Source organism: Deltaproteobacteria bacterium (genome assembly GCA_016210005.1).
GTDB lineage: Bacteria > Desulfobacterota > Binatia > HRBIN30 > JACQVA1 > JACQVA1.
Genome location: JACQVA010000012.1, coordinates 96,598 through 122,859, shown reverse-complemented (window position 1 = coordinate 122,859; position 26,262 = coordinate 96,598). Strand labels below are relative to the sequence as shown.

26 protein-coding genes are annotated in these 26,262 nt (G+C 66.8%); 19 read left to right on the top strand and 7 right to left on the bottom strand.

Annotated features, from left to right (window positions below):
• Nucleotides 1–126 precede the first annotated feature (126 nt).
• Entirely contained in the window at nucleotides 127–1,653 is a 1,527-nt protein-coding gene (locus HY699_02440) for a 4-alpha-glucanotransferase (protein ID MBI4514660.1), read from the top strand.
• 19 nt (nucleotides 1,654–1,672) lie between these two features.
• Here the strand turns inward: HY699_02440 and thiC are convergent, their stop codons facing one another.
• Entirely contained in the window at nucleotides 1,673–3,277 is a 1,605-nt protein-coding gene (thiC, locus tag HY699_02435; GenBank protein MBI4514659.1) for a phosphomethylpyrimidine synthase ThiC, read from the bottom strand.
• A 365-nt stretch (nucleotides 3,278–3,642) separates the two neighbouring features.
• Between thiC and HY699_02430 the strand changes: the two genes are divergently transcribed.
• From HY699_02430 to HY699_02410, 5 genes are all read left to right on the top strand, one after another.
• Entirely contained in the window at nucleotides 3,643–4,671 is a 1,029-nt protein-coding gene (locus HY699_02430; protein ID MBI4514658.1) for an LLM class F420-dependent oxidoreductase, read from the top strand.
• Nucleotides 4,672–4,686: 15 nt separating this feature from the next.
• A complete protein-coding gene (locus tag HY699_02425) occupies nucleotides 4,687–5,826 on the top strand; it encodes a dipeptidase (protein MBI4514657.1) in 1,140 nt (379 codons plus the stop codon).
• A 219-nt stretch (nucleotides 5,827–6,045) separates the two neighbouring features.
• Complete coding sequence (locus HY699_02420) at nucleotides 6,046–6,531, top strand: peroxiredoxin (protein MBI4514656.1); 486 nt, start codon at nucleotides 6,046–6,048, stop codon at nucleotides 6,529–6,531.
• Nucleotides 6,532–6,597: 66 nt separating this feature from the next.
• Nucleotides 6,598–7,143, top strand: a complete 546-nt coding sequence (locus HY699_02415; GenBank protein MBI4514655.1) for an LOG family protein — start codon at nucleotides 6,598–6,600, stop codon at nucleotides 7,141–7,143.
• A gap of 7 nt (nucleotides 7,144–7,150) precedes the next feature.
• Nucleotides 7,151–7,516, top strand: a complete 366-nt coding sequence (locus HY699_02410; protein ID MBI4514654.1) for an RNA-binding S4 domain-containing protein — start codon at nucleotides 7,151–7,153, stop codon at nucleotides 7,514–7,516.
• 29 nt (nucleotides 7,517–7,545) lie between these two features.
• Here HY699_02410 and HY699_02405 read toward each other — a convergent pair whose 3' ends face one another.
• Together HY699_02405 and cysC are read right to left on the bottom strand one after the other, a co-directional pair.
• Nucleotides 7,546–7,797, bottom strand: coding sequence for a hypothetical protein (locus tag HY699_02405; protein ID MBI4514653.1), 252 nt, complete (start codon nucleotides 7,795–7,797; stop codon nucleotides 7,546–7,548).
• 230 nt (nucleotides 7,798–8,027) lie between these two features.
• Complete coding sequence (cysC, locus tag HY699_02400) at nucleotides 8,028–8,648, bottom strand: adenylyl-sulfate kinase (protein MBI4514652.1); 621 nt, start codon at nucleotides 8,646–8,648, stop codon at nucleotides 8,028–8,030.
• Between the two features lie 153 nt (nucleotides 8,649–8,801).
• Here cysC and HY699_02395 point away from each other — a divergent pair, with 153 nt between their 5' ends.
• From HY699_02395 to HY699_02370, 6 genes are all read left to right on the top strand, one after another.
• Nucleotides 8,802–9,377, top strand: a complete 576-nt coding sequence (locus HY699_02395) for a peptidyl-prolyl cis-trans isomerase (GenBank protein ID MBI4514651.1) — start codon at nucleotides 8,802–8,804, stop codon at nucleotides 9,375–9,377.
• A gap of 48 nt (nucleotides 9,378–9,425) precedes the next feature.
• Nucleotides 9,426–10,088 (top strand): HAD family phosphatase, encoded by a 663-nt coding sequence (locus tag HY699_02390; GenBank protein MBI4514650.1) that lies wholly within the window; start codon nucleotides 9,426–9,428, stop codon nucleotides 10,086–10,088.
• Nucleotides 10,085–10,540 (top strand): hypothetical protein, encoded by a 456-nt coding sequence (locus HY699_02385; protein MBI4514649.1) that lies wholly within the window; start codon nucleotides 10,085–10,087, stop codon nucleotides 10,538–10,540. The genes HY699_02390 and HY699_02385 overlap by 4 nt, the downstream gene beginning before the upstream one ends.
• 87 nt (nucleotides 10,541–10,627) lie before the next feature.
• Nucleotides 10,628–11,395, top strand: coding sequence for an SDR family oxidoreductase (locus HY699_02380; protein ID MBI4514648.1), 768 nt, complete (start codon nucleotides 10,628–10,630; stop codon nucleotides 11,393–11,395).
• Nucleotides 11,392–12,732 carry a hypothetical protein gene (locus HY699_02375; GenBank protein ID MBI4514647.1) on the top strand — a complete coding sequence of 447 codons (1,341 nt, stop codon included), beginning with the start codon at nucleotides 11,392–11,394 and terminating at the stop codon, nucleotides 12,730–12,732. The genes HY699_02380 and HY699_02375 overlap by 4 nt, the downstream gene beginning before the upstream one ends.
• Nucleotides 12,733–12,943: 211 nt before the next feature.
• Nucleotides 12,944–13,501, top strand: coding sequence for a four helix bundle protein (locus tag HY699_02370; GenBank protein MBI4514646.1), 558 nt, complete (start codon nucleotides 12,944–12,946; stop codon nucleotides 13,499–13,501).
• Here the strand turns inward: HY699_02370 and HY699_02365 are convergent.
• Entirely contained in the window at nucleotides 13,498–16,173 is a 2,676-nt protein-coding gene (locus tag HY699_02365) for a DEAD/DEAH box helicase (protein MBI4514645.1), read from the bottom strand. The genes HY699_02370 and HY699_02365 overlap by 4 nt on opposite strands.
• A 252-nt stretch (nucleotides 16,174–16,425) precedes the next feature.
• On the opposite strand from HY699_02365, the gene HY699_02360 reads away from it, so the two are divergent.
• The 4 genes from HY699_02360 (at nucleotide 16,426) to HY699_02345 (ending at nucleotide 21,641) form a co-directional block, all read left to right on the top strand.
• Complete coding sequence (locus HY699_02360; protein MBI4514644.1) at nucleotides 16,426–16,764, top strand: hypothetical protein; 339 nt, start codon at nucleotides 16,426–16,428, stop codon at nucleotides 16,762–16,764.
• A gap of 18 nt (nucleotides 16,765–16,782) precedes the next feature.
• The gene (locus HY699_02355) at nucleotides 16,783–17,337 is read left to right on the top strand and encodes an ABC transporter substrate-binding protein (GenBank protein MBI4514643.1); all 555 of its coding nucleotides are present in this window, start codon (nucleotides 16,783–16,785) and stop codon (nucleotides 17,335–17,337) included.
• The gene (locus HY699_02350) at nucleotides 17,298–18,878 is read left to right on the top strand and encodes a PAS domain S-box protein (GenBank protein MBI4514642.1); all 1,581 of its coding nucleotides are present in this window, start codon (nucleotides 17,298–17,300) and stop codon (nucleotides 18,876–18,878) included. Before HY699_02355 ends, HY699_02350 begins: the two co-directional genes overlap by 40 nt.
• Before the next feature lie 90 nt (nucleotides 18,879–18,968).
• Nucleotides 18,969–21,641 carry a cation-translocating P-type ATPase gene (locus HY699_02345; GenBank protein ID MBI4514641.1) on the top strand — a complete coding sequence of 891 codons (2,673 nt, stop codon included), beginning with the start codon at nucleotides 18,969–18,971 and terminating at the stop codon, nucleotides 21,639–21,641.
• On the opposite strand, the gene HY699_02340 is transcribed toward HY699_02345, so the two are convergent.
• A complete protein-coding gene (locus HY699_02340) occupies nucleotides 21,623–21,877 on the bottom strand; it encodes a hypothetical protein (GenBank protein MBI4514640.1) in 255 nt (84 codons plus the stop codon). The two genes, HY699_02345 and HY699_02340, sit on opposite strands and share 19 nt — an antisense overlap.
• 341 nt (nucleotides 21,878–22,218) lie before the next feature.
• On the opposite strand from HY699_02340, the gene HY699_02335 reads away from it, so the two are divergent.
• Nucleotides 22,219–22,671 (top strand): DUF3237 domain-containing protein, encoded by a 453-nt coding sequence (locus HY699_02335; protein ID MBI4514639.1) that lies wholly within the window; start codon nucleotides 22,219–22,221, stop codon nucleotides 22,669–22,671.
• A gap of 156 nt (nucleotides 22,672–22,827) precedes the next feature.
• Here HY699_02335 and HY699_02330 read toward each other — a convergent pair whose 3' ends face one another.
• Both HY699_02330 and HY699_02325 read right to left on the bottom strand, forming a co-directional pair.
• Nucleotides 22,828–23,283: a universal stress protein gene (locus tag HY699_02330; GenBank protein ID MBI4514638.1), complete on the bottom strand. Its 456-nt coding sequence runs from the start codon at nucleotides 23,281–23,283 to the stop codon at nucleotides 22,828–22,830.
• The gene (locus HY699_02325; protein MBI4514637.1) at nucleotides 23,277–23,915 is read right to left on the bottom strand and encodes a response regulator transcription factor; all 639 of its coding nucleotides are present in this window, start codon (nucleotides 23,913–23,915) and stop codon (nucleotides 23,277–23,279) included. The genes HY699_02330 and HY699_02325 overlap by 7 nt, the downstream gene beginning before the upstream one ends.
• Nucleotides 23,916–24,138: 223 nt before the next feature.
• On the opposite strand from HY699_02325, the gene HY699_02320 reads away from it, so the two are divergent.
• Both HY699_02320 and HY699_02315 read left to right on the top strand, forming a co-directional pair.
• Nucleotides 24,139–25,752 (top strand): hypothetical protein, encoded by a 1,614-nt coding sequence (locus HY699_02320; GenBank protein ID MBI4514636.1) that lies wholly within the window; start codon nucleotides 24,139–24,141, stop codon nucleotides 25,750–25,752.
• Nucleotides 25,753–25,772: 20 nt separating this feature from the next.
• Nucleotides 25,773–26,219, top strand: a complete 447-nt coding sequence (locus HY699_02315; GenBank protein MBI4514635.1) for a response regulator — start codon at nucleotides 25,773–25,775, stop codon at nucleotides 26,217–26,219.
• Nucleotides 26,220–26,262: the final 43 nt, after the last annotated feature.

The window sequence follows — 26,262 nt, the reverse complement described above, 5'->3', positions numbered from 1 at the left end:
CGCTCCCCCAAATGATCTGATCACCGGCCGCCGCCAGCCGTCGAGCTTCTGCTACGGGCCGGCCCGGCTGTCAAGGCGACGCAGCGGCTTGACGCCCTAGTGGCTGCCGCATAGGGTCGCGCGAACATGGCGCGCCCGTCGCTTCAAGCCCGCTGCGCGGGTCTGGCCATCCCGCTCTTCTCCTTGCGCGGCCGGCGCGATGCCGGCATCGGCGAGATCCTCGACCTGGTGCCGTTGCTGCAATGGGCTGCCGGCTTCGGCCAGCGGGTGGTGCAATTGCTGCCGATCAACGAGACCGGCCCGGGCGAAGCCAGCCCGTACAACGCGCTGAGCGCGTTTGCGATCGATCCGCTGTACTTGAGCGTCCACGCGATCGCCGGTGCCCCGCCCGTGGGGGCGGTTGGGCCGCGCGACGGCGTACTGCCGCGCGACGCCATTCGCGCCGCCAAGCTGGGGGCGCTGGCGGCGGCGTTCGTCGCTTTCAGGCGCACTCGCAGCAGCCCCGAGTGGCGGCGCTTTCGGCGCTTCAGCGCGGCGCAGCGCCATTGGCTCGATGATTACGTGCTCTACCGCGCGCTCAGAGAGCGGCAAGGGGCGGAGTCATGGGAGCACTGGCCGGCTGAGTTGCGCCAGCGCCAGCCGGCGGCGCTGACAGCGGCCGCCGCGGCGCTGCAGCCGCGGCTGGAGTTCTTGCGCTTTGTCCAGTGGCGGGCAGCCGAGCAATGGGGCGCGGTGCGCCGCGCCGCCAGGCAATGCGGCGTCTGGCTCAAGGGTGATCTGCCGTTTGTGATCAGCCGTGACAGCGCCGATGTGTGGGCACGGCAGGACGAGTTCGACCCTGACTACAGTGTCGGTGCTCCGCCCGACGACTTCAGCGCCAGCGGCCAGAGCTGGGGGCTGCCGATGTATCGCTGGCCGCGCGTACGCGCAACCGACTTCGCCTGGTGGCGCTTGCGCGTGCGTCAGGCAAGCGCACTCTACGACCTTTTTCGCATCGACCACATCATCGGCTTCTTTCGCACCTATGCCATCGCCAACGATGGCCGGCGCCGCGGCTTCGTACCCGCCGACGAAAGCGCGCAGCGGGAGCAAGGCGAGGCCTTCTTGCGCGCGGTGCTCGAAGACAGCAGTGCGGCCCTGCCGGTGGCGGAGGATCTCGGCTCGGTGCCGGCTTGGGTGCGCGCCGTCCTCCACCAGCTCGGTATTCCCGGCTACAAGGTGTTTCGCTGGGAACGTGACCCGCACCAGTACCGTGATCCGCGGCAGTACGATCCGCTGTCGGTGGCCACTACCGGCACGCACGACACCGACACGCTGGTGGAGTGGTGGGCCGGACTAGCCGCGGACGAGCGCGCGCAAGTGCTGGCGTTGCTGGGCAGTGAGCCGGAGCGCGAGGCGGCGGCAGCGATGCCGCTGCCGCACGCCGCTTTGCTCGAGCGCTTGTACCAGGCGGGCTCGGCTTTCGTGATTGTGCCGCTACAGGACCTGCTCGGCTGGCGCGACCGCATCAACGTTCCGGCCACGCCGAGTCATCAGAACTGGAACTGGCGGCTGCCGCTGGCGGTCGAGGAACTGGCGGGCGACGCCGCCGTGAACGCGGCGACTGCAACCGTGGCAGGGCTGCTCAAAGCCGCCGGCCGCAGCTGGCAGTGAAAGCCGCCCTCGCGGTAGCTTAGCGGCTAGCTTGCTCCTGGACGGCGCGCGCGCGCTCGGCGTCGGGTGTGACCTCGCTGTGGCAGGCGTGCCGGCCCTTGACCAGCGGCAGCACGCCGCGCTGGCGCAGGAGTTCTTCACCTTCGCGGGTGACCCCCGGGCTGCGCATCGAGGTGCGCTGCGGCTGGAAGTCGGGGTCCTTGCCGCTGGCGAACTCGGTGATCTCTTTCGAGATCCGCATGCTGCACCAGTCGTGGCCGCACATGGCGCAGAAGTCGGTGTCGATTTCGAGGTCTTCGTCGTGGAGTGCACGCGCGGTCTCGCCGTCGAACGCCAGCTCGAACTGCTTAGGCCAGTTGAGCGCGGCGCGTGCCCGCGACAAGTCGTCATCCCACTGGCGCGCACCGGAGATGCCGCGAGCGATGTCGCCGGCGTGGGCGGCGATCTTGTAGGCAATGCAGCCGGCCTTGACGTCCTGCGCTTTGGGCAGGCCGACGTGCTCTTTGGGCGTTACGTAGCAGAGCATGGCGGCGCCGGCGCGGGCGGCTTCGGTGGCGCCGATGGCGCTGGTGATGTGGTCGTAGCCGGGGAACACGTCGGTCACCAGCGGCCCCAGTACATAGAACGGGGCGTCGTCGCACACCCGCTGCTGCAGCTGCATGTTGAAGGCGATCTGATCGAGCGGCACGTGGCCGGGGCCTTCCACCATTGCTTGCACGCCCGCCGCCCGGGCGCGCTGGGTCAACTCGCCGAGGGTGTAGAGCTCGGCCAACTGCGCGGGATCGGAGGCATCGGCCAGGCAGCCCGGCCGCAAGCCGTCGCCGAGCGAGTAGGTGACGTCGTACTGGCGCATGATCGCGCTGATCTCGTCGAACAGCTCGTACATCGGGTTTTGCTTGTTGTGGGTGATCATCCACTTGGCCAGGAGCGAGCCGCCGCGCGAGACGATGCCGGTGGTGCGGTGCTTGATCAGCGGCAGGTGCTCCTTGAGCACGCCGGCGTGAATGGTGAAGTAATCCACGCCTTGGCGGGCCTGGCGTTCGATCTCTTTGAGGATGACGTCGTAGGTGAGGTCCTCGATGCGCCGGCCGATGATCATGCTGTAGATCGGCACGGTACCGATCGGGATGGTGCTGTTGTCGATGATGGCTTGGCGGCAGTCGTTGAGGTTGCCGCCGGTGGAAAGGTCCATCGCCGTGTCGGCGCCATACTTCTGCGCCCAGTGGAGTTTCTCGACTTCCTCGTGCGTGCCGCTGGTGACCGGCGAGGCGCCGATGTTGGCGTTGACCTTGGTGGTGATCAGGCGGCCGATACCGGTGGGGTCGAGCCGCTTGCAGGCGCGCTCGCCGGGAAGGATGCTCGGATCCTCGATCACCGCCGAACGTTGCGCCACGGTCTGGTTGACCCAGTAGCGCGCACCGGCAGCTGCGCCGGGATGGCCGGCATCGGCATCGGTATACTCGTACTCAGCGTGGCCTTGGCCGTTACCGTTGGCCGGCGCGGGCGTCTGCCCGCTGCTGCCGGCAAGGTGGTGCTTGTTGGCCGGGATCACCAGACGGCCGCGGGCCACTTCCGCGCGGATGAATTCCGGCGTTACTTGCTCCCGCTGCGCCACCCGGCGCATTTCGGCGGTGATTATGCCGTTGCGGGCTGCCTCCAATTGCGTCATTGCCATAACTCTCCTCGCTCGCGCCTGCGAGCTGTCGAATGAGTCGCGCTAGTGATGGCGCCAGCCTACGCCGAGCGCTCAAGCGTATCAAGGCGGCGAGCAGGGCCGCTGCCGCCATCCGGACTGGGAGAACGACGTCTGCCGCTTCTATTCCGTGGCCAAGGCCGCCGAACTGATGATCGAGGCGCAGCGGGGATTTCTGGTGCGGCTTCATGGCGCCGGAATGATAAACCCCTCACCCCCACTGCGATAACGACTTAGCCCCCCGGTTGACCAAGCGCGGCAAGCGGTCATAGATGGGGCGCCAAGGAGGGCGGGAGATGCGATTCGGGCTCAACGCGGGCTATTCCGGGGCGCGGGTGGCGCTCAACATGGAGCTGATTAAGGAAGCCGATCGGCTCGGCTTTCATTCGGTCTGGACGGCGGAAGCCTACGGCTCCGATGCGATCACGCCGGCGAGCTGGATCCTGGCGCAGACCGCGCGCATCAGCGTCGGCACCGGCATTATGCAGATGCCGGCCCGCTCGCCGGCCATGACGGCGATGACGGCCACCACCCTCGATCAGCTTTCCAACGGGCGCTTCTTGTTGGGCCTCGGCGTCTCCGGCCCGCAGGTGGTCGAGGGCTGGCACGGCGTGCCTTACGGCAAACCGCTCAAGCGCACGCGCGAGTACATCGAGATCGTGCGAGCGATATGGGCGCGGGCGAAGCCGCTGGAACATCAGGGCGAGCACTACCAGATTCCTTACCGCGGCGCCGGGGCTACCGGCTTGGGCAAGCCGCTCAAGAGCATCGTGCACGGCCGGCCGATTCCGATCTACGTCGCGGCTACCGGGTTGAAGAGCGTCGAGCAGGCGGCCGAGATCGCCGACGGTTGGCTGCCGATCTTTTACTCCCCTTACCGCGCCGAGCAGGTGTATCGCGACGCCCTGCACCGCGGCTTCAACAAGGCCGGCAACGGCAAGGGGCTACACAACTTCGACATCGCTGCCGGCCCGGTGGTAATCCTCGGCGATGATGTTGCCGGCTGCTTGAACTTTATCAAGCCGGTGCTGGCCCTTTACATCGGCGGCATGGGCGCGCGCGGCAAGAACTTCTACAACGAACTGGCCTGCCGCTATGGTTTCGAAGAGGCGGCCAAGACCATTCAGGATCTCTACCTCGAGGGCAAGAAGGATGAAGCGGCCGCCGCGGTTCCCGATCAACTTGCTGATGAGATCTCGCTGGTCGGGCCCAAGGAGCGCATTCGCGACCGGCTGGCGGCGTGGCGCGCCTCGAGCGTAACGACGATGGTCTGCGGCACGATGCAGGTGGACGCGGTCCGTCTGCTCGCCGAGCTGGGCGCGTAGCGCTGGGGGCGAGGCATGACGGCGCTCTCACGGCGCGACTTCATCCGAGCCAGCGCGGCGGCGGGCGGCGCACTCACGCTCGGCTGCCGCCAGCAGCCCGCGCCGCGGGTGACGCCCGATGCCTTGGCGCTGCACCTCGGCGCGCTGGTCATCGATCTCCACGTCGATTCGTTTCTGTGGGTGCGGCTGCTCGGGTACGACATGGGCCGGCGGCACGAAAACCGGCTGCCGGCGTCGCCGTTCGGCTGGCACGCCGACCTGCCGCGTTTGGCCGCCGGCGGCGTGGGCGGCGTTGGTTTCGGCATCGTCGTCAATCCGCGCCAGGTGCGCCCGGAGCTGATGCTGCCGCTGAAGGTGCTGTCGTGGTTCGAGCGCTTGCGCGGCTTTGAGGCGGTGCTGAAGACGCTCGACTTGATGCACGACACCGCACGGCGCTATCCGGCGCAGTTGGCCGTGGTCCGCAACGGTTCGGAGTTGCGCTTCGCTCACCTGGCCGGCAAGGTCGCCGGCCTGCCCTGCCTCGAAGGCGCCCACGGCCTCGAGGGCTCGCTCGACAACGTTCGTACCGCTCACGCGCGCGGGCTGCGCTCGATCGGCTTGGTCCATTTCCAAGCTTCCGAGGCGGGCTACCCGATGACCGTGGCGGAGTTCGATGGCCAGGGCCTCACCAACTTCGGCCGCGAGTTGATCGGCGAAATGGAGCGGCTGCGAATGCTGGTGGATCTCGCCCACCTCAACGACGCCGGCTTCAGCGATGCGCTGGCGGTGATGAAGCGGCCGTTCATGGTCAGCCATACCGGCTGCCGCGCCGTGTATGCGCACCGGCGCAACCTCACCGACGAGCAGATCCGCGCCGTCGCCGACCGCGGCGGCGTGCTCGGCATCGTTTTCGAGCGCGGGTTCGTCAGCGCCAGCGGTGCTGACCTCGAACGTGTCCTCGACCACTTCGACCACGCCATCAAAGTCGGCGGAGAAGACGCCGTCGGGATCGGCTCCGACTACGACGGCTTCATCACCCCGGCAGCCGGGCTCGAAGACGTGACCGCGATGCCGCGGCTCACCACCGGCCTGCTTGCGCGCGGGCATGGCCCCGCCACCGTGCGTAAGGTCCTCGGTGAAAACGCGGTGCGCGTGATCACCGAGGTGTGCGGCTAACGCCAGCCGCCTGCTGGCGCGCGGTTGCGTCAGTCCTGCCGCGCGAGTAGGAAGTTGGCTCAAAGATAGTGGTGACGTCCGGCCTGGCCGCAGCGCTCGGCGACTGCTGCAGTATGAGCGGATGTTCGGCGGCGCGTGCAGTGGCGGCTGTGCTTGCGCCAGACGGTGTCACCGCGGTGTACGAACAGAACGGCAACCAACAAGCGAAGGAGGCAAACAATGGCAATCAAAGTCGGCGACCGGCTACCGGCGGATGTGAAGCTGAAAGAGATGGGCGAGAGCGGCCCCAAGGATGTCAGCGTAGGCGAGGTCTGTAAGGGTAAAACGGTGGTGCTCTTTGCGGTGCCGGGAGCATTCACCCCGACCTGCTCGATGAAGCACCTGCCGGGGTTCGTCGAGCAAGCCGGCGACATCAAGGCCAAGGGCGTCGATGAGATCGTGTGCGTGGCGGTGAACGATGCCTTCGTGATGGGCGCTTGGGGTGAGGCCCACCACGCCAAGGGCCGCGTGCGCTTACTCGCCGACGGCAACGCTGAGTTCACCAAAGCCATCGGCCTGACGCTCGATGCCAGCGGCTTCGGTATGGGGATGCGCTCGCAGCGCTACGTGATGGTGGTCAAGGACGGGGTGGTGCAGCAGCTGCAAGTCGAGCCCGGCCCGGGGCTGAGCGTCTCCAGCGCCGAGGCGGTGATCTGCGCGTTGTAGGCGATCGTTGCCGATAAGGGCCCCGGCTCTTGCCAGCGCCGGGGCAACCGTATAGGGCGGGCTGCCGTGAACGCGCAACTTATCGTCTCGGTGTTCGGCGGTTCGCGTTGCGGGCCGGAGAGTGAGGAGTACCAGGAAGGCGTCGAACTCGGGCGGCGGCTGGCCGAGGCCGGCTACGCCGTTTGCACCGGCGGCTACGCCGGCGTGATGGAAGCGGTCAGCCGCGGTGCGCACGAACGGCATGGTGACGTCATCGGCGTGACCATGGATCAATTCGATCTGGCGCCGAACCGCTTCGTCAAGCGCGTGCTGCCAAGCGCCAACTTCTACGAACGCTTGCAAGGGTTGGTGCGCCAGTCGTGTGCCTATGTCGCCGTGCGCGGCGGCATGGGCACACTGACCGAGCTGTGTCTGGTGTGGAACAAGCTCTACATGCGGGTGATCGAGCCGCGGCCGTTGATCCTGCTGGGCCGCTGCTGGCCGCCGATCATCGAAGCCTGGCGTCAGCACCTCGTGGTCAGTGACGAGGACTGCCGGCTGCTGGCGTTTGCCGCCACACCCGCCGAGGCGGTGCAGCTCATCCGCACCTTGCAATCGCCGCCACCGCGCTGAGGCTGCCATGGACGATGCGGTGCGCCTCGATCGCTGGCTGTGGGCGGCGCGCATGTTTCGTAGCCGCACCCTGGCCGCCACCGCCTGTGATGGGGGGAAGGTGCACGTCAACGGCGGTGCCGCCAAGCCGCACAAGGCGCTTCGCCCCGGTGACCGGGTGACGATCACCAGCGAAGCCGGCAAACGCCAACTGCAAGTGCGCGCGCTCTCCGAGCGGCGCGGGCCGGCTGAGCAGGCACGCCTGCTCTACGAAGATCTCACCCCGCCGCCACCGCCGCGCAGCGAGCCGACGCCGCCGGTGGTGGCGCGCGAACGTGGCAGCGGACGCCCGACCAAGCGCGAGCGCCGGCAACTCGACCGGCTGCGCTGGTGAAACAACAACTGCACGGGGCTGATGCGGCTTCAGTCGCTGAAGGCGAGCAAGTACGTCGCGCTCAGTAGCACGGCCACCACTCCGGCGTAGAGCAGGTAGTCGCCGGTCCGGTAGTAGCGCTGCGCGTGGCGTTCGAGGTGGCGATTGAGGCGTAGTCGCAGCGGGAGGCGCGAGATGGGCGGCCGGCGCGCGCGCGGACGCAACGGGGGGATCGCTGCGCCCGCGCCGGCCGGTTTCTCGCCCATCTCGCGAGAGCGACGAACAGAGGCCGGAAAACTCATGACAACTGCTCTCACGCGCTTTTTCGGCAGCAAGACCAATGCCATCGGCGCGCGGCGGACCGCGTGGATTACTTCCGCTCAGTAGCGTCGGCGCAATTCTGGCAACGCTGCCTGATCTGGCAGCGGCGCTAGCGACCTTACCTGCGAACTGGCTGGGTTGAGAGCGCGGCGGCGGGCGCCGCAAAAGCTGTCGACCGGGCCGAGGTCATCGGCCCGGTCACGGGGCAGGATTAGCTTTGCGCGCCCGGCACGTAGCCGTTGCGCTCGAGGTAGCCGAGAATTACCCGCAGGCTCTCGGCCTCGGTCTGCGTTGCCGTGTTCACCGTGATCTCGGGCTGGAGCGGAGCTTCGTAAGGGGCGGAGATGCCGGTGAACTCGGGGATCTGGCCGGCCCGGGCTTTCTTGTAGAGGCCCTTGGGGTCGCGCTGCTCGCAGACATCCACTGGACAGTCGACGAAGACCTCGATGAAGTCACCGTTGGCCATAAGCTTGCGGGCAAGGTCACGATCGGCGCGGTAGGGAGAAATGAAGGCCGTGACGTTGATGACTCCGGCTTCGGTGAACAGCTTCGCCACCTCGCCGATACGGCGGATGTTCTCGTTGCGGTCCTCGGGTGAAAAGCCGAGATCCTTGTTCAGACCGTGGCGAACGTTGTCGCCATCGAGGACAAAGGTGTGCACGTCGCGATCCCACAGCTCTTTCTCGAGCGCGACGGCGAGGGTGGACTTGCCTGATCCCGACAGGCCGGTCATCCACACGGTACACGACTTGTGACCCAGGATGGTCTCGCGATCAGCCTTCGAGACGTTGCCCTGATGCCAGACGATGTGTTTCGACTTCGGTTCACTCATGTTTGATGGAGGCTCCTTCGTTCGGTTCGGTGACGCGCGCAGAGGCCGCTGTCATAGCGGAGCCGGCGCCGCGGCTCAAGGGCGGGCGGCGGCGGGGCTTGCGCCACTTGCGGGACTTGCTATGCATGCCGGCGAACGAAACGGAGGCTCATGATGAAGCGGTGGTTTCCTGCAATGACCGGGGCCATGTTGCTTGCCCTAATTACGACCGGCGCCTCAGCCGCAGAAGGGAAGAATCCGATGGTTCTCATGTCCACGTCGCTCGGCGACATCAAGATCGAACTGCACGAAGACAAGGCGCCGGCTACGGTGAAGAACTTCCTGGCCTACGTCGCAAGTAAGTTCTACGACGGCACCATTTTCCACCGCGTCATTCCCGGCTTCATGATCCAAGGCGGCGGCTTCGATCAGCAGATGCGCCAAAAGCCCACCAATGCCGCGATCAAGAACGAGGCCGCCAACGGCCTGAAGAACGATACCGGCACCTTGGCGATGGCGCGCACCGGCGACCCCGACAGCGCGACGGCGCAGTTCTTCATCAACGTGGTCGATAACGCCAACCTCAACCGCCCCAACCCCGACGGCCACGGCTATGCCGTGTTTGGTAAGGTGGTCGAGGGCATGGACGTGGTGCGCAAAATCGAAAAGGTCGCCACCACCAGCAAGATGCCGCACCAGAATGTCCCGGTGGAACCGGTCGTGATCAAGAGCGTCACCGTGGCGCAATAGCCCGGCGCGCGCAGCTTCTTGCCGCTGGCTTTGCCTGCCGTCGCCCGCATGTCCGCCGGCATCATCTTCGACCTCGATGGCGTGATCATCGACTCGGAAGGGTTGCAGTACCGTTCGTATTGCCGGGTACTGGAGCCGTACGGCGTGCGCATCTCGCGGGCGGAGTACGGCCGCGAGTGGATCGCGGCCGGCCGCGGTCCGGAGTACGCGGTCAAGACGTACAAGCTGCCGCTCGATGCCGGGGCACTGCGGGCGCTGAAGAATCCCGTCTATCACGAGCTGCTGCGCGCCGAGGTTACGCTCATGCCCGGCGTGGTCGAGGCGCTGGGCCGGCTCAGCGCGGGCTTCCCGCTGGCGCTGGCGACCAATTCATCGGCGCTGGACGTGTCGTTCGTCATGGACCGTTTCGACCTGCGCCGCTTCTTCGCCGCCATCGTCACGCGCGAGGATTACCGGGGCGCCAAGCCCGAGCCCGATGCGTTCCTGGCCGCGGCCGCCTGCTTGCAGTTGCCGCCGGCGCGCTGCGTGGTGATCGAGGACGCTTACAAGGGCGTCGTTGCCGCCCACCGCGCCGGATGCAAGTGCATCGCCGTGCCGCATGACTTCACGCTCGAGAACGACTTCTCCCTGGCGACGCTGGTGGTGGCCTCGCTGGCGGCGGTGACCGGCGACGTGATCGAGGCGTTGTTCAACCCCGGCGACGCGCCGTGAGCGGGCGTCGTACCGCCATAGCTGCCGCTGCCAAGCGGCGGGCGGTTAAGCGGGTTCTCCGCGCCGCTCTCGCCGCGCTGTTGCTGTTCGGTGCGCTGACTGCCGTCGCCTTGGAAGGCCGTGAGGTGGTGGTGTTGCGCACCTTCGACCAGAACGGCACAGCTCGTGACACGCGCACCTGGATCGCCGATGCCGAGGGCGCCGCCTGGGTCGAGGCGGCCAACGCCGAGCGGCCGTTTCTGCTCCAGCTCCGCAGCAATCCGCAGGTCGAGCTGCTGCGCGGCGGCTCCCGCCGGCGCTGTCGCGCCACCGTGCTGGCGAATCCCGACGGGCACCAGCGCATTCGCCGGCTGCTGTCGCAGAAGTACGGCTGGGCCGATTGGTGGATCGGGATGCTCGCCGATACCACGGGATCGCTGGCGCTGCGCCTGGAGTGTGCGGAAGGTGAGTGAGGGCGGGGATAGCGGACGACTGGCGGTTGCGGCGCGGCCGGCGCCACAGTAGAAGGCGCTAGTGCCCTTACCGGCGGGAGGACTCAGATGGGTGTTATTGCAGTGAGCGGATCGGCGTCCGGCATCGGCGCGGCCACGCGTGCGCGACTGGAAGTCGGTGGCGAGACGGTCATCGGTATCGACCTGCGCGATGCCGAGGTCATCGCCGACCTGGCCAGCGCCGCCGGGCGGGTGGCGGCGGTGGCCGCGGTGCTGCAGCTCTGCGGCGGCCGGCTCGACGGCTTGGTGGCCTGCGCCGGCGTCGGGCCCCAGGTCGAGCCGTGGTCGACGATCGTGTCGCTGAACTACTTCGGCGCCATCGCGTTGCTCGACGGCCTGCGCCCGGCGCTGGCCCAGGGGGAGGATCCTGCCGTAGTGGCGGTCTCGTCGAACTCCTCGACCATCCCGGGCGCCGACTCACCACTGGTGGAGGTTTGTCTGGCCGGTGACGAAGCCGAGGCGCGCCGCCTGGCGATGACGCTCGACGGGCACCGCTGCTACGCCGGCTCGAAGTTGGCGCTGGCGCGCTGGGTGCGCCGCAGCGCGCCCGGGGCGGAGTGGGCCGGGGCCGGCATCCGGCTCAACGCCGTTGCTCCCGGTGCGGTCATGACTCCGCTGTTGCAGGAAGGCCTGAATCACCCGGTGTTTGGCCCGGCGATTCAGTCGTTTCCGATCCCCACCGGCGGCTTTGGCGAGCCCGAGGAGATCGCTGCGGCGATCGTGTTCCTGCTCAGCCCGGATGCGTCGTTCTGCTGCGGCAGCGTGCTCTTCGTCGACGGCGGCACCGACGCCATGCTGCGGCCGGATTTCTATTGAGCGCACTGCCCCACAAGCGCCCTGGACGCGGGCGGCGACTGCTAGCCGCTGCGGCTGCGCTCCTGGGCCTGTGGCTGCTGCTCGAAGCCGCCGTCCGCAGCGCGCTCGAATGGCCGCTGGCCACCGATTTTTATAGCTCGATACCGCGCCATTTCGTGCGCCAACGCCAAGCCGGCTTCGGCTTGCAGCTCGCCGGCGGCATCGGCTGGGCCCACCTCGGGTGGATCGCTGATCCCGGGGCCGAGCAATACCGCGTCGAGCGGCGTACGGCGCAGGCCTGGGAACCGATCGGCCGCGCCAAATTCGGCTCGTACCTGCTGCGGCAGAGCGGCAGTTATCGCGTGTGGGCCGAGCCGGCCGATGCCGGCCCGGCGCGCCTGCTCGGCGAAGTCAGCGCCACGGTCGAAGCCGGCCAGGCGCCGGTCTTCGTCCCGCGCATCGCCGGGCCGTGGCAGACCCTGTTCCGGCCGCAGCGGCACGGCCGCTACATCAACGATCACACCGTCTATCAGGATGCCGGCGGTCGTTGGCGGGTGCTCGGCATCACTTCGCAGAGTGACGGCAATTACGCCGAGGAGAAGTATTTCGCCTCCGGCTCCAGTTCCGACTTCCCGCCGGCCGCGGGTATGCGCGAAGAGACGCCGGTGGCCGACTTCGGTGCACTCGCCTGGGCGCCGCATGTGCTCACAGATAGTGGCGGCTACTCGCTGTTCTGGTCGCCCCACCAGTTGCACCGCATGACTTCAGCGGACGGGATCACCTGGGCCGATCACCGCGTCGTCATGCCGGCGCCGATGCATCGGTTCTTTCGCGACGCGATGATCCTCAAGCTCGCGCCCGGGCAGTGGCTGCTCTACAGCACCGCGCGCGGCCGTTACTTCTCGCGCGTTGACCTCTACCAGTCGTTTGACCTCGAGGGCTGGCAATACATCGGTGCGGCCTTAGACAGCGGCTGGGGCAGCGAGCGCAACGCCATCGTAGCCTCGACCGAGTCGCCGGCCGTGGCCCGCTACCGGGGGCGTTACTACTTGGCGCTGACTTACAACAACGACTCGTTCTTCTGGCCGGCGGCGCTGCTGGCGGCCAAGGTCTGGCTCGACCCGCCTTCTTACAATGACACGCTGGTGTTCCATGCGGACAACCCCTACGATTTCGGCACTTACCGCGGCGTGCGGCGCTCGCCGTCGCTGTTGACGCGGCTAGCCGCGCACGCCGCCGAGCTGGTGTATCAGCCGCAGCAGGAGGCTTGGTACATCACTACCGCGGGCTGGCCGTGGGTGGCTACACTCACTAACGGTGAGGTAGCGGTGGCGCCGTTGGTGTGGGAGGCGGACTAGGGGGATGGTGAGGACTGCGAGGACTGCAAGAAGAAAAGGACTGCAAGGACAACAAGGGACTGCAAGGACAACAAGGGACTGCAAGGACAACAAGGACTGCAAGGACACCTTGGCGCCATTCCTGTCTTTGCAGTCCTTGTTGTCCTTGCAGTCCCTTGTTGTCCTTTTCTTCTTGCAGTCCTTTTCTTCGCTTGCTACCAAGGGCTAGCCCATGAGCACCGGCTTCATCCCGCGGCACGGTGGCTACAAGCGCCTGCGCTCTTACCAAAAGGCGGAGATCGTCTACGACGCCACTGTCTACTTCTGCGATCACTTCATCGACCGGCGCAGCCGCACGCATGACCAGATGGTCCAGGCGGCGCGCTCCGGTAAGCAGAACATCATCGAAGGCAGTATGGCGTCGGCCACCTCCAAGGAGACCGAGATCAAGCTGACCAACGTGGCGCGCGCCAGCCTGGAGGAGCTATTGGCTGACTACCGCGACTTCCTGCGCGTGCGCGGCGGGGCGGAGTGGCCGAAAGAGCATGCTTACGCACGCCGCTTGCGCGAGCTGAACCAAATCCCCGACGCCACCTACGAGACCTTCCGCAAGGGCATCGAGAGCGCCGATCCGCTGGTTGCGGCCAACGTTATCATCGGCCTGATCCGTGTGAGCAGTTACCTGCTCGACCGGCAGATTCGGCAATTGGAGCGTGCCTTCATCGAGGAAGGCGGCCTGCGCGAGCGCATGACTCGCGCCCGGCTCGCCGAACGGCGCCGCAGCGGCTAGGCGGCTGCCTGTGCGCGCAGCATGGTGGCCATGCCTTCGAACAGCGCGGCGAGTGTGGCGGCGGCCTCGGGCGGCGCCTCGATGGTGATGCCGCCGCGCTCGCTGCGGCGGATTTCGAGGGCGGCAAAGAGCGACTTCACATCGACCGCAGAAGGGGGCGCGGCACCCACAAGCAGTGTGCTGGCTGCCGCTGCGGTGGCGGCAGCGACGTCCTGCGACTCGTCGGCCGCACCCACCACTCCGTCCGTTTCGCGATCGGCGGCCTCGGTGTCGTCCGCGCCGTCGCGGTTCTCGGGCAGATCGGGCACCTGCACCGGCTCGACGATCTGTTCCAGACGCGCCAAGAACGAACCACTGCGGTCGAAGCGGACCTCGTCGCTGTCGCCGTCGAACAGGCCGGTGAAGAGTGCTCGCTTGCCTGACACCAACGCCGCGATCCGCCCCTCGATGCTGGCTTCGCTCACCAGATTGTAGACGTCGATCGGCTGCTTCTGCCCCATGCGGTAGATGCGTCCGATGCGCTGCTCCAAGACCGCGGGGTTCCAGGGCAGCTCGATGTTGATGCAGCTGCTGGCGGCGCGTTGCAGGTTGAGCCCGACGCCGCCGGCGTCGGTGGCGAACAGCACGCGCGTGTTCGGGTCGTCGTGGAACTCGACGATGTTCTGTGTCCGGCGCTGTTGCCCCTCGTGTCCGGTGAAGAACACCGCGCGCACTCCGCGCTCGCCGAGCAGGCCGGCAACGGCCCAATGGGCGAGTTGCAGCATCCTGCGCCACTGGCTGAAGACAACAACCTTGCGGCCCTGTTCGAGCGCGAGCTGGGTCACGATCTCGCGCAACTCGAGCAGCTTCGGGCTCGATAGGGTTTGCACCAAGGCGGCGTCGGGCTGGCGCACCTGCGAGATCGCCGGCCACACCGTGGCGAATTGCACCTGGCCCAGGCCGTTGGCGATGATGCGCTGGGTCGTCAGCAAACTCATCAGCCGCAGGAACTGGGCTTGCGCCAGCGGCCGGCGCCGGGCAATCGCCACCAGTTGGGCGATTGGCTGGATCAGGGCATCGTGCTCCTCACGCTGGGCCTCGGTGAGTTCGACGGTCACCGTGGTGTCAGTACGCGGCGGCAGCTGGCGCAATACCTCGCTGCGGACGCGCCGGACCATGCTCCCGGACAAACGCTGGCGCAAGGTGTCGAGGTGGCGCGCCCCGCCCACCTCCTTCTTGCCGTCGGTGTAGGTCGAGTGCCACGGCTGTAGCCGCCACTTCGGTTCCAAGGCGAAGTCATCGACCCAGTCGAGCAGCGAGGCCAATTCCTCGATCCGGTTCTCCATCGGGGTGCCGGTCAAAACCAGCCGATATTTCGGCCGCAGCTTCTTTACATAGGCCGCGGTCTTGGTCGCCCAGTTCTTGATGCGCTGGGCCTCATCGAGCACGACGAGGTCCGGTCGCCATCCATACATGTGCTCGAGGTCGCGCAGCACCTGCTCGTAGTTGGCGATCAGGAAACCCTTGGCCTGCTTGCGGTAGGCCGCCCAGCGCTGCGCCGGCCCGCCCTCGACGACGGCGATCGGCGTGTCAGTGAAAAGCTGCCACTCCCGCAGCCACTGCGGCTTGAGACTGGCCGGCACGATGAGCAAGCCGCGCTGCACCTTGCCGGTAGCCCACAATGCGTGACCCGCGGCGATGGCCTGCACGGTCTTGCCCAGGCCCATATCGTCAGCGAGCAAGAGCCGGCCCGCCGTCAGGAAGCGTTCGACGCCCTCGCTTTGGTACGGGTACAGCTTGCGCTTGAGAGAGTGCAAGGCCCGCTGAAACGCCGGCGCCGCAACCTGGTTGCCGATGATACGTTCCAGGCTTTCCTTTTCCGTTGCGAGTAGGAGACGTAGCGCCGGCTCCATAGCCACGCCGTCCCCACTGCGGCGTCGGGGTTGGGATGCTGCCAACGACAGGAGCGCATTCACCAGCCCGAGGCGGCCGCGGGGTGTGCCCGCGTGAGCGGGGTCGGGAATCAGTGCTCCCGTATCGCTGCGACAAAACCACTTGCTGAGATTGGCCGGCAATGAGCCGCCGTCCCCGCCGGCGATCAGGCTGACGCGTTCGAGCCAGTCGCCCTTGCCGGTCAGTGGGCGAACCGGATGCCAGTGCACGCAAGGCCGCTGCGGTGGTGGCGGCGCCGCTTGCCCGTTCGCGAGGCTGTGCCCGCGGCCGGCGAGATCGTCGAGCACGGTGAGCACGTGCTTGCAGATCCCCAGCGAGTTGCGCACGAAGTCGGCACAGTCGCAACTGGCGCGCAACGGTTCGAATCCTGCCAGTAACGTGGTGTACGGGCGCTCGCTCGAACCGGCGCGCTTGGTCTTGTACTGGCCGTACATGCCCTTGCCGGCCGGACGCGAAGCGACCTCGAGGGCGTCCTGCTTGGCGAACTTGCAGCGGCGCAGTAACGCCTCCATCGCCGCCCGTTGCAGCGGCCAGTCCCCCGCGCTGGTTACCGACAGCACGTGAGTGGCAAGTAGCGGTGCGGGAATCAGGCCCGTCTTGCGCTCCGCAAGCGACAGCAGCACCTGGAACGTCTCGCTCTGCCCGACCGGCGAGCTGAGATCCGCCAAGCGGGGAAGACCATCGATTCTACCACCGTTGCCGTGGGCGGAAGACGAAGGCGACAGATCGGATTGCGGCATGATAGCTCCTTGCTCCGAATGATGGCGTTGCCGGGCGTGGACCATAGCATTCAAGACGACCCGAAAGCACGCCCCGGCGGCAGTAAGTCCGACCTGCTGTCGGACTCGGCCGACGGGCATTTCTTCTTAGCTGCTGAATTCGTTCGCAGAACTGCCACTCGCCTAGATTCCTAGCGCGCCAAATCACCAGCCGTGATTGCGCGACCGCAACGGCATGAGTGTTGCGGCAGTCGGCCCCGGCTAGGACGATGCATGCGGGCATTGCCGAAACGCGCGGCGCTGGCCGGGGCGATTCTGACCGTGGTTAGCCGACTGGTGCTCGGGCAAGATGCCGGCTCGGCGGCGCCTCGGGTCTCGATCGAGGGTGTGGACTGGTCGCTGCGGCTAACCGGCAGCGAGTTCAACCTGGTCGTCGAATGGTACCCGAACGATTGGTTCTGGCTGAACGTGCTGCTTGGCTACTGCATCCCCGGCGACGCGCTGGCGCGCTCCGGGCTGACCAACTCGTTCGCCACCATCAACTCCGGCGCCACCGCCCTGGGCCGCCACGATTCGTTCGACACCGTGGTGGCGATGGGAGTGAGGTTTTGATTTCGGATTGGAATCGCGATGAAGCGTCTTGCACTTAGCACTGCCTTACTCGTCGTCCTCGCCATCGCCGCTGCGATCTGGTGGCGGTTCGGGGCGACGAGCGTGGAGCGCCCCCATACCACGGGCCTGTCCATGCGGCTTCCCCGCTACTACTGGCCGGGCGAATACTGGATCGAGATCGCCGACAAGAAAGGCTGGTTTGCCGAGGCGGGGCTGCCGGTCGAGTTGATCGATACCAACCCCGACTACGCCGCCTCGTTGCGCGATGTGATGGCCGGAAAGCTCGATTCCAACAGCTTCGCATTGTTCGATCTGATCAAGTTAGATCTCGAAGGCGCCGATCTGGTGTTCGTTATCAAGGTAGACGATTCCGCCGGGGTCGAGGCGATCGTGGCGCGTCCTGAGATCGGGCGGCTGGCCGATCTGTGCGGGCACAGCATCGGTGTCGATCGCGCGGGATCATCATTGCGGCGCGCACCGAACGGCGTGACGAGATCGGACAGCCGCTGCCGCCCGAACGCGCGCAGCGCCCGGTGCTCGCTCCCAACGCCTTCGGCGACACCGCGGAGCTGATCACCCCGGAAGCGGGCCAGCCGCTGATGCGAGCTGACGCGCGCCAGAGCGGCTACCTCGGCTATCGCGGCAGCGGCTGGCACCTCCTGCTCGACCAGCCCACCGCGCTCGCGTTTCGGCCGTTGACCGAGTTGGCGCGCACCATCACCGCCATCTTTGCCGCGGCAACGCTGCTGTTCGCGACGCTGGCGTTCGGCGCCGGGTGGCTTCTGGTCCGACCCATCACAGACTTGGCTCGAGTCGCTCGCCGTGTGCAGCGCGGTGATCTCTTGGCACGCGCCGTGCTCAGCAGCAGCAGCAGCAGTGAGGTAACCTCACTGCAAGCGGCGTTCAACGATATGCTCGAAGCGCTCAACCGCAGCAGCGAGGCGCTGCGCGGAAGCGAGGAGCGCTACCGTCAGCTGGTTGAGCTTTCTCCCGATGGCATCTCGTTGGTCGATGCGGAGGGCAACGTTTGCGCGCTCAACCGCCAGGGGGTCGCTATGTTCGGTTTCGCGAGCGCGGAGGAGGCGATTGGACGAAAGCTGTTTGAGTTGATTGCCCCGGAGGAAACGGCGCGAGTGGCGCTGGAGATGGAGAAGGCCTTCAGTGAGGGCACCCTCAGCGGCGGCGAGTACATCTTGCGCCGACAGGATGGCGGTGTTTTTCCGGCCGAGGTTAGGGCTTCGTTGCTGTATGACCGCAGCGGCAAGGTTCAAGGGGTCATCTCGGTGATTCGGGACGTCAGCGATCGGCGGATCAGCGAAAAGGAGCGTGCCCATCTGCTGGCCGAGCTGCAGCGCTCGAACGCCGAGTTGGAGCAATTCGCTTACGTCGCTTCGCACGACTTGCAGGAGCCGTTACGCATGGTCGCCGGCTTCTTGCAGCTGCTGGAGCGCCGCTACAAGCGGCAGCTCGACCGCGATGCGCAAGAATTCATCGGCTATGCCGTGGACGGCGCTAAGCGGATGCAGGTGCTGATCAGCGATCTGCTGAGATACTCGCGCGTTACCACCCACGGCAAGGAGTTTACTTCAGTCGACTGCGAGGCGGCGCTGAGCACCGCGGCCAGCAACCTGCAGGCGGCAATTGCCGAGAGCGGGGCGGTGATCAGGCGCGGTGCGCTGCCGACGGTGCCAGGTGACGGCATGCAGCTGGCGCAGCTGTTTCAGAACCTGCTCGGCAACGCGATCAAGTATCGCGGTGAACGCAAGCCCGAAATCCACGTCTCGGCCACGCGCGACGACCAGCCGGGAGCGGCCCAACCACCGACCTGGGTGGGCGCAGCCGAAGGCCAGTCGCCGCGTTGGGTCTTCTCAGTACGAGACAACGGTATCGGCATTGATCCACAGTACTTCGAGCAGGTGTTCGTGCTGTTTCGCCGGCTGCACCGCAGCGAGGAATACGCCGGCACAGGCATCGGCTTGGCGCTGTGCAAGAAGATCGTCGAGCGCCACGGCGGGCACATCTGGCTGGAGTCGGTGCCGGGGCAGGGCACGACCTTCTACTTCACCATCCCCGTGGGTGCCGGCTACGCGGCTACGGCTTTCCTATCCTCTTGATGGCGCTATCCGCTTGCCTCAACGTCGTGTTGTCGTGATTCTCTTGCTACCATGCCACGGCTTCACGGCCCGCGAGAACTTCCGCCCACTATGGCAACCGCGCCCTCCAGCACCTCCGCTTCAGCCGATCAGTCACCGGTTTGGCACGCGCTCTCGGTAGCGGAGGTTGCGGCCCGCTTGCAGGTCGATGTCGGCAGCGGCCTATCCGGCGATGAGGCCGGCCGGCGTGCGCTCGTGCACGGGCCCAACGAGATTCCCGAGCAGCACCGTCGCAGCCCGTACCGGATGCTGCTCGGGCAATTCACCGATTTCATGATCCTCGTCCTGATCGGGGCGGCGATCATCTCCGGTGCGATCGGCGATGCTGGCGATACGCTGGCGATCGTAATCATAGTGCTGCTCAATGGCCTGGTCGGATTCGTGCAGGAGTACCGGGCCGAGCGCGCGGTCGCGGCCCTCAAGCGGCTGGCGTCGGCGACCGCGACGGTGCGGCGAGACGGCAAAGTGCTGGTGCTGCCGGCGGCGCAGTTAGTGCCCGGTGACGTAGTGTTGCTGGAGGCGGGCAATTTGCTGCCGGCCGACTTGCGCTTGGTGGAAACCGTGCAGCTCAAGGTGGACGAGTCGGCACTGACCGGCGAGTCGGCGCCGGTGGAGAAGTGCACTGAAGCGTTGGCGGCGCTCGGGCTGCCGCTGGGGGACCGGCGCAACCTGGCTTACAAGGGCACGGTGGTGAGCTACGGCCGGGGAGCCGGCGTGGTGGTGGCGACCGCCGCGCAGAGCGAACTCGGCAAGATTGCCGATCTCCTGCGGGGCGCAGACGAGCACAAGACTCCGTTACAAAAGCGGCTGGCGCGCTTCGGCCGGCAATTGGCGCTGGCCGTGATCGCCGTCTGCGCCCTGGTGTTTCTGGTGGGCGTGCTGCGCGGGGAGCCGGTCGTGCTCATGTTTCTCACCGCCGTCAGTCTCGCGGTCGCCGCCATCCCGGAAGCCTTGCCCGCTGTGGTCACGGTGTCGTTGGCGCTCGGGGCTCGCACGATGGTGCAGAAGCAGGCGCTCATCCGGCGACTGCCGGCGGTGGAGACCTTGGGTTCGGTCACCTTCATCTGTTCCGACAAGACCGGCACGCTGACGCAGAACCGGATGCGGGTGGAAGAGTTCTACGCCGGCGGGCAGGTGTGGGCCGCCTCACCCGCGCCCGCCGATGGCGCCGAGCCGTGGCCGGCGCTCTACCGCGCGCTGGCGTTGAGCAACGATGCCCGCGTCGCCAGCGACGGCAGTGTTAGCGGTGATCCGACCGAAGTGGCGCTCTACTTGGCGGCGGCACGGGCCGGCTACGACAAGGCCACGCAAGAGCGTCTGGCCCCGCGTCTGGCCGAGCTGCCGTTCGACTCGGAGCGCAAGTGCATGACGACGTTTCATCGCGCCGGCGGCGCGGTGGTTTCCTTCACCAAAGGGGCGCCGGAAATGCTGCTCGGCCACTGCGGCAGCGTACTGAGCCCGGGCGGAGTCGTTGCGCTGGCAACCGCGACCATGCTGGCGCAGGCGGAGCGGATGGCCGCGACCGGCTTGCGGGTGCTGGCCGTGGCTTGGCGCCACTGGCCGGAGCTGCCGGCTGAGCTTTCGCCACCAGCGGTCGAGCGCGAGCTGAGCTTGCTTGCCCTGGTGGGGGTGATGGACCCGCCCCGGCCCGAGGCCGCCGCCGCGGTGGCGCTGTGCCGCTCAGCCGGCATCACGCCGGTGATGATCACCGGCGATCACGCGGCCACGGCCCGCTCGATTGCCGTACGGCTCGGCATCATTGCCGACGGCGACGCGGTCATGACCGGGCCCGAGCTTGAGCGCTTGTCGATGGTCGAGTTCGAGCGCTCGGTCGAGCGCATCAGGGTGTACGCCCGGGTGGCCCCGGAGCAGAAGCTCAAGATCGTGCGCGCGCTGCAAGACCAGGGCGAATTCGTCGCCATGACCGGCGACGGGGTCAATGACGCCCCGGCCTTGCAGCGCGCCGACATCGGCGTGGCGATGGGGTTGAGCGGTACCGACGTCGCCCGCGAGGCCGCCCACATAATCCTGCTCGATGATAACTTCGCCACCATCGTCAGCGCGGTGCGAGAGGGGCGGCGCATCTTCGACAACATTCGCAAGTTCATCAAGTACGCCATGACCGGCAACGCCGGGGAGATCTGGACGATCTTCCTGGCCCCGTTTCTGGGGCTGCCGATCCCGCTGCTGCCGATTCACATCTTGTGGATCAACCTCGTCACCGACGGTTTGCCCGGCCTCGCACTGGCGGCCGAGCCGGAAGAGCGGGAAGTCATGCAGCGGCCGCCGCGGTCGCCGCAGCAGAGCATCTTCGCGCAGGGCATGTGGCAGCACATCATCTGGGTCGGGCTGCTCATGGGCGGCGTCTGTTTGTTGACCCAAGCATGGGCCTATCACACCGGCTCGGCGCACTGGCAGACGATGGTCTTCACCGTCTTGACACTGTCGCAGCTGGGGCATGCGCTGGCTATCCGTTCGTACAAGGAGTCGCTGCCGCGGCTAGGGCTGTGGTCCAACCGGCCGTTGCTGGGCGCGGTGGTGCTGACATTTGCGCTCCAGCTGGCGACGATCTACCTGCCGCCGTTGAATCCGGTTTTCAAAACCACGCCGCTGAGTGCGGGCGAGCTGGGGTTGTCGCTGTTGCTTGCGGCGGTGGTGTTGGTTGCGGTAGAGGTCGAAAAGTGGCTGGTCCGCCGTGGTTGGATCTACCGCGAGTTAGGTTGACTCGGCCGGCGCTGATGCAGCGCGCTGCCGCTTTCGCCGTACGCTCGGTCAGGCCAGAAATAGGCCCCGACCGGGAATGCTGCCGCAGCGGGAGGGCAACCGTCGAGGGCGGCATTGACTGCTCGGACCAGCTCGTTGATGGTCACCCGCCCGTCAAGAGTGAAATCAAAGGCGCGGCAAACAGTAAGCGGCATCTCACCAAGAGCGACATTCACGCCGGTGACCAGCTCGGTCACGCTCAGCGAACCGTCACCGTTGCAATCGCCAGTGCAAGCGAGGGGCGCCGGCCTGGCAGCGGCCGCGAAATGAGGGCTGGGCGACTGCCCCCGCGCCGGGCTCAGGGCAACACTTGCCGACAATAGCATGCCGAGCCCCAAGCCGTGAGCAAAGACCGCCCTGCCACACGCCTTCATCAGGAATCGTGTACACCACCCGATAGAAATCCGCACGCCGGGCAAGCGCCGCTGCCATTGCCTGCTGGTTGCCGACGCGCGGCGCCGTTGCTCGGCCCTCGGTGTCCCGCGGGCGCGGGCTGTGGTATGGCGCGCTGGTGCTTGGCGTACAACGGAGGGACGGCATGAAGGTCGAATACGCATTCACTTACCACGCAACCCTGAAAGAGCCGGTGATGGTCGGGCCCGGCCCGTACGGAACGCGCGCCTTTTACGAAGTGATCGGCGGCCGGCTCGAGGGCGAAGGGCTGAAGGGCAATGTGCTCACTGGCGGGGGCGATTGGCTGCTGATCGGCCCCGACGGCTGGGGCCGGCTGGATGTGCGAGCACAGTTCATCACCGACGACGGCGCGGCCATCTATTTATCGTACTACGGAGTGCTCGAAATGAACGAGCAGGTGCAGCAGGCCATCGCCGCGGGCCACGCCACCGATTACGGCGACTTGTACTTCCGCACCAACCCGCGCTTCGAGACCGGCGACCCGCGCTACGCCTGGCTCAATCACACCGTGTTTGTGGCCGAGGGCCGCGTCTTGCCCGGACCTACGGTCGAGTATCGGGTCTACCGCGTGCTGTGAGCAACTAGCCGCGAAAGTCTTGGCGTGGCGCGACGATTTCACGGATCGTAGATTCTGGCGGGCGCCGGCCCCGCGGCGCGCTTCGCTTCAAGATCAAAGTGAGCGCGGTGCGGCGGGCCGAAGGACGTCCACCACCGCAATCGCAAACCGGCCCACTCAGCGCACCACCAGAACGGCGCAGTGGGCGTGGCGCAGGACTCGCTCGGCGACGCTGCCGAGGACGATGTGCTTCAAGCCGGTGTGGCCGTGAGTGGAGATGACGATGAGGTCGGCTTTGGCTTCCTCGGCGAGGTGGACGATCTCGCGCGCGGGGCTGCCATGAACGATGCTGAGCGAGAACGGCACCGCCGCCAGCGTGGCGTCCTGGGGCACACGCTGGCGTAAGGCGTCGCCGGCGTCCTGTTCGGCCCGGGCGCGCACCTCGGGGGTCAACAGATCCGTGGGGTAGTACTGCGCATAGAGCGGTACGGGCGTGATCACGGTCTCGAGCACGTGGCACATTATGACCTTGCCGTCGTTGTCGGCGGCAATGCGAAAGGCGTGCGGAATCGCGTGATCGCCGCGCTCGGAGAAGTCGGTGGTTACAACGATGGTCTTGAATCGTTCTAACATCTTGGCCTCCTGTTGGGGTTGAGCCGAGTTACGGTAGCGGCGCGGCCGGACAGCGGCAGGCCGGCCTGCTTGACGTAGCGCACGAGAGCCACGCGTTCGTGAATCCCGAGCTTGCGATAGATGTTGGTCAGGTGGCGCTTGACGGTGTCCTCGGAGATTTTGAAGTGGGCGGCAACCTCGTAGTTGCGCCGGCCGGCGGCCACTAACCTGGCAATCTCGTTTTCGCGCGCCGTGAGCCGGGGCGGCCGGGCCGAGCCCACCCGCGGTTGCGGCCAGTTGGCGAGAGTACGAATGGCGGCGGCGACCGCGCTGACGCTGGCGTCGAGCGTCACCAGTGACCAGGCCTCCAGCGGCAGCAGCTGCGCGCAGTACTCGCGCTCCGCCTCCGAGCCGAGGAACAATGCTCGGGTGCGCGGGGCGCGCTGGGGTAACGCGGCCAGGTCATCGCCATCTTCGTGTTCGAGCAAGCGTAGATCGAAGACCACGATGTCGGGCTGGCTCGTTGCCGCCGCGCGGCACAGCGCTGCAATGTTGCCGGCTTCGCCCACCAGTTGCACCCCCGTCTGCTGCATCAATAGCCGCTGCAAACCGCGCCGGAACATCCCGTGCGGGCTGGCCAGCAAACAGCGCACGGGCGGTCGCGAACCGGGCGGCGGTGGTACGATGGCACGAGTCCCACGAGACACGGCCGCACCCTAGCACGATCGGCCGGCCGCCTACTACCAGCTAGATTGCGGGGGATCACCGGCTGGGGCTAGAATTGCTCGCAATGGTGCCTGGGCGAAACGGCAGCCGCTCCAGACCCGGTCATCGCCGGTCGGCGAGATCTCGTGCGTCAAGCACGGTGGGTGGAGGATGAGGGCCATTACCGCTGAAGTCAGGGCGCGGCGCTGCCAGCACGCTGCCCGTATCGCAGGTGCGCTGGCCGCGGTGGTGGGCGCGTTGGTGCTGGCCGGCTGGGTGCTCGATGTCGGTGCGCTGAAGAGCGTGCTGCCCGGCCTGGCCACGATGAAGCCTAATACCGCCCTGGCGGTAATGCTCAGTGGCGTCGCCCTGCGCCTGCGCTGTCCACGGCAATCAGCAATCGGTAGTCCTCAGTCCGCGATTGCCGTCGCCGGCGCGGCGGTAGTGACCCTGCTCGGCTCGCTCACGCTGGCCGAGTACGCCAGCGGCTGGGATTTCGGCATCGACGCCCTGCTGCTCGCCGGCGGGCGGATGGCAGGGGCAACCGCCCTGTGTCTGGTACTGCTCGGGCTGGCGCTGTTGCTGCTCGATCTCGAAACCAAGTGGGCGTGGCGGCCGGCGGAGGCGCTAACGATTGGTGTTGGCCTGCTCTCGTTCCTGATGATCATGGGCTACGCTTACGGCGCGCGCGCGCTCTACGCGGTGGCGGCGTTCGGCTCCGTGGCGGTGCACACCACCGTGGTGTTCATGATTCTGAGCGCCGGGCTGCTGTGCGCGCGGCCGCGGCGCGGCGTGATGGCAATCGTCACCAGCGACGGATTCGGCGGGGTGACGGCGCGCCGCCTGTTGCTACCCGTGCTGGTGGTGCCGGCGATCGTTGGCTGGCTGCGTCTGCTCGGCCAACGCGCCGGTTACTACGAGACGGAATTCGGCCTGGCACTGATGGTGATGTCCGCCAGCGCGGTGCTGGCGCTAACGGTCTGGCTCAACGCCTGGTCGCTGGAGCAATTGGACGCCGCGCGGCGCGTGGCCGAAGAGCAGATTCGCACCCTCAACGCCGAGCTCGAACAGCGGGTAACGGACCGCACCGCGCAGCTGGAAGCCGCCAACAAAGAGCTGGAGGCATTCAGCTACTCGGTGTCACACGACCTGCGCGCGCCGCTGCGCCACATGAGCGGGTTCGCCAAGCTGTTGCTCAAACGTAACGCCGCGCAATTGGACGCCACCGGCGCCCGCCACCTCGGTATCATTGTCGAATCGGCGGTCAAAATGGGCCGGCTGATCGACGAGTTGCTGATGTTTTCCCGCACCGGCCGCACTGAGTTGCGTACCCGGCGGGTCGATCTCGATAGCCTGGTACGCGAGGCCCGGCAGGAACTGGCGCCGGCGATGGAAGAGCGCCGCATCGTCTGGGAGATCGAAGCGCTGCCGGCCGTTGCCGGCGACGCCGAGCTGCTGCGTCTGGTGTGGGTCAACCTGCTTGCCAACGCCATCAAGTACACCGCCCCGCGCCCCGAAGCGCGCATTGCTATCCGCGCCACGCCGGGCGACAATAGCGGCCAGGTGGTAATTGCCGTGCAGGACAACGGGGTGGGTTTCGACCCGCAGTACGCGCACAAGCTCTTCGGCGTCTTCCAGCGCCTGCACCGCGACGAGGAGTTCGAAGGCACCGGCATCGGGCTGGCGACCGTGCGCCGCATCATCCACCGCCACGGCGGGCGGATATGGGCTGCCGGCGAGCCCGATCACGGGGCGACGTTCTTCTTCTCTCTCAACCGCGCCTGAAGAACTGACGAGGAGGGCGTATGGAGGCGAAAAAGATATTGCTGGCCGAAGACAATGCCCACGACATCGAGCTGACGTTGACGGCGATGGAGGAGTACCGCCTCGCCAACGATGTCCAGGTGGTGCGCGATGGTGCCGAGGCCCTCGATTACCTTTACCGCCGCGGTGCTTTCGCCGGCCGTCCCGACGGCCACCCGCTGCTGGTGCTGCTCGATCTGAAGATGCCCAAGGTGGACGGAATCGAAGTGCTGCGCCAAGTCAAGAGTGATCCCGAGCTGAAGGTCATCCCGGTGGTGGTGGTGACCTCATCCCGCGAAGAGCAGGACGTGGTACGCGGCTACCAGTTGGGGGCCAACGCTTACGTGGTCAAGCCGGTTGACTTCGACGAGTTCGTCGAAGGTGTCAGGCAGCTCAATCTATTTTGGGTGCTGATGAACGAGCCGCCGCCGGGTGCGGTCACCCGCTGAGCGGCGACACAAGGGGGAACGGTCAGTGGCAGCCGCAGCTTCG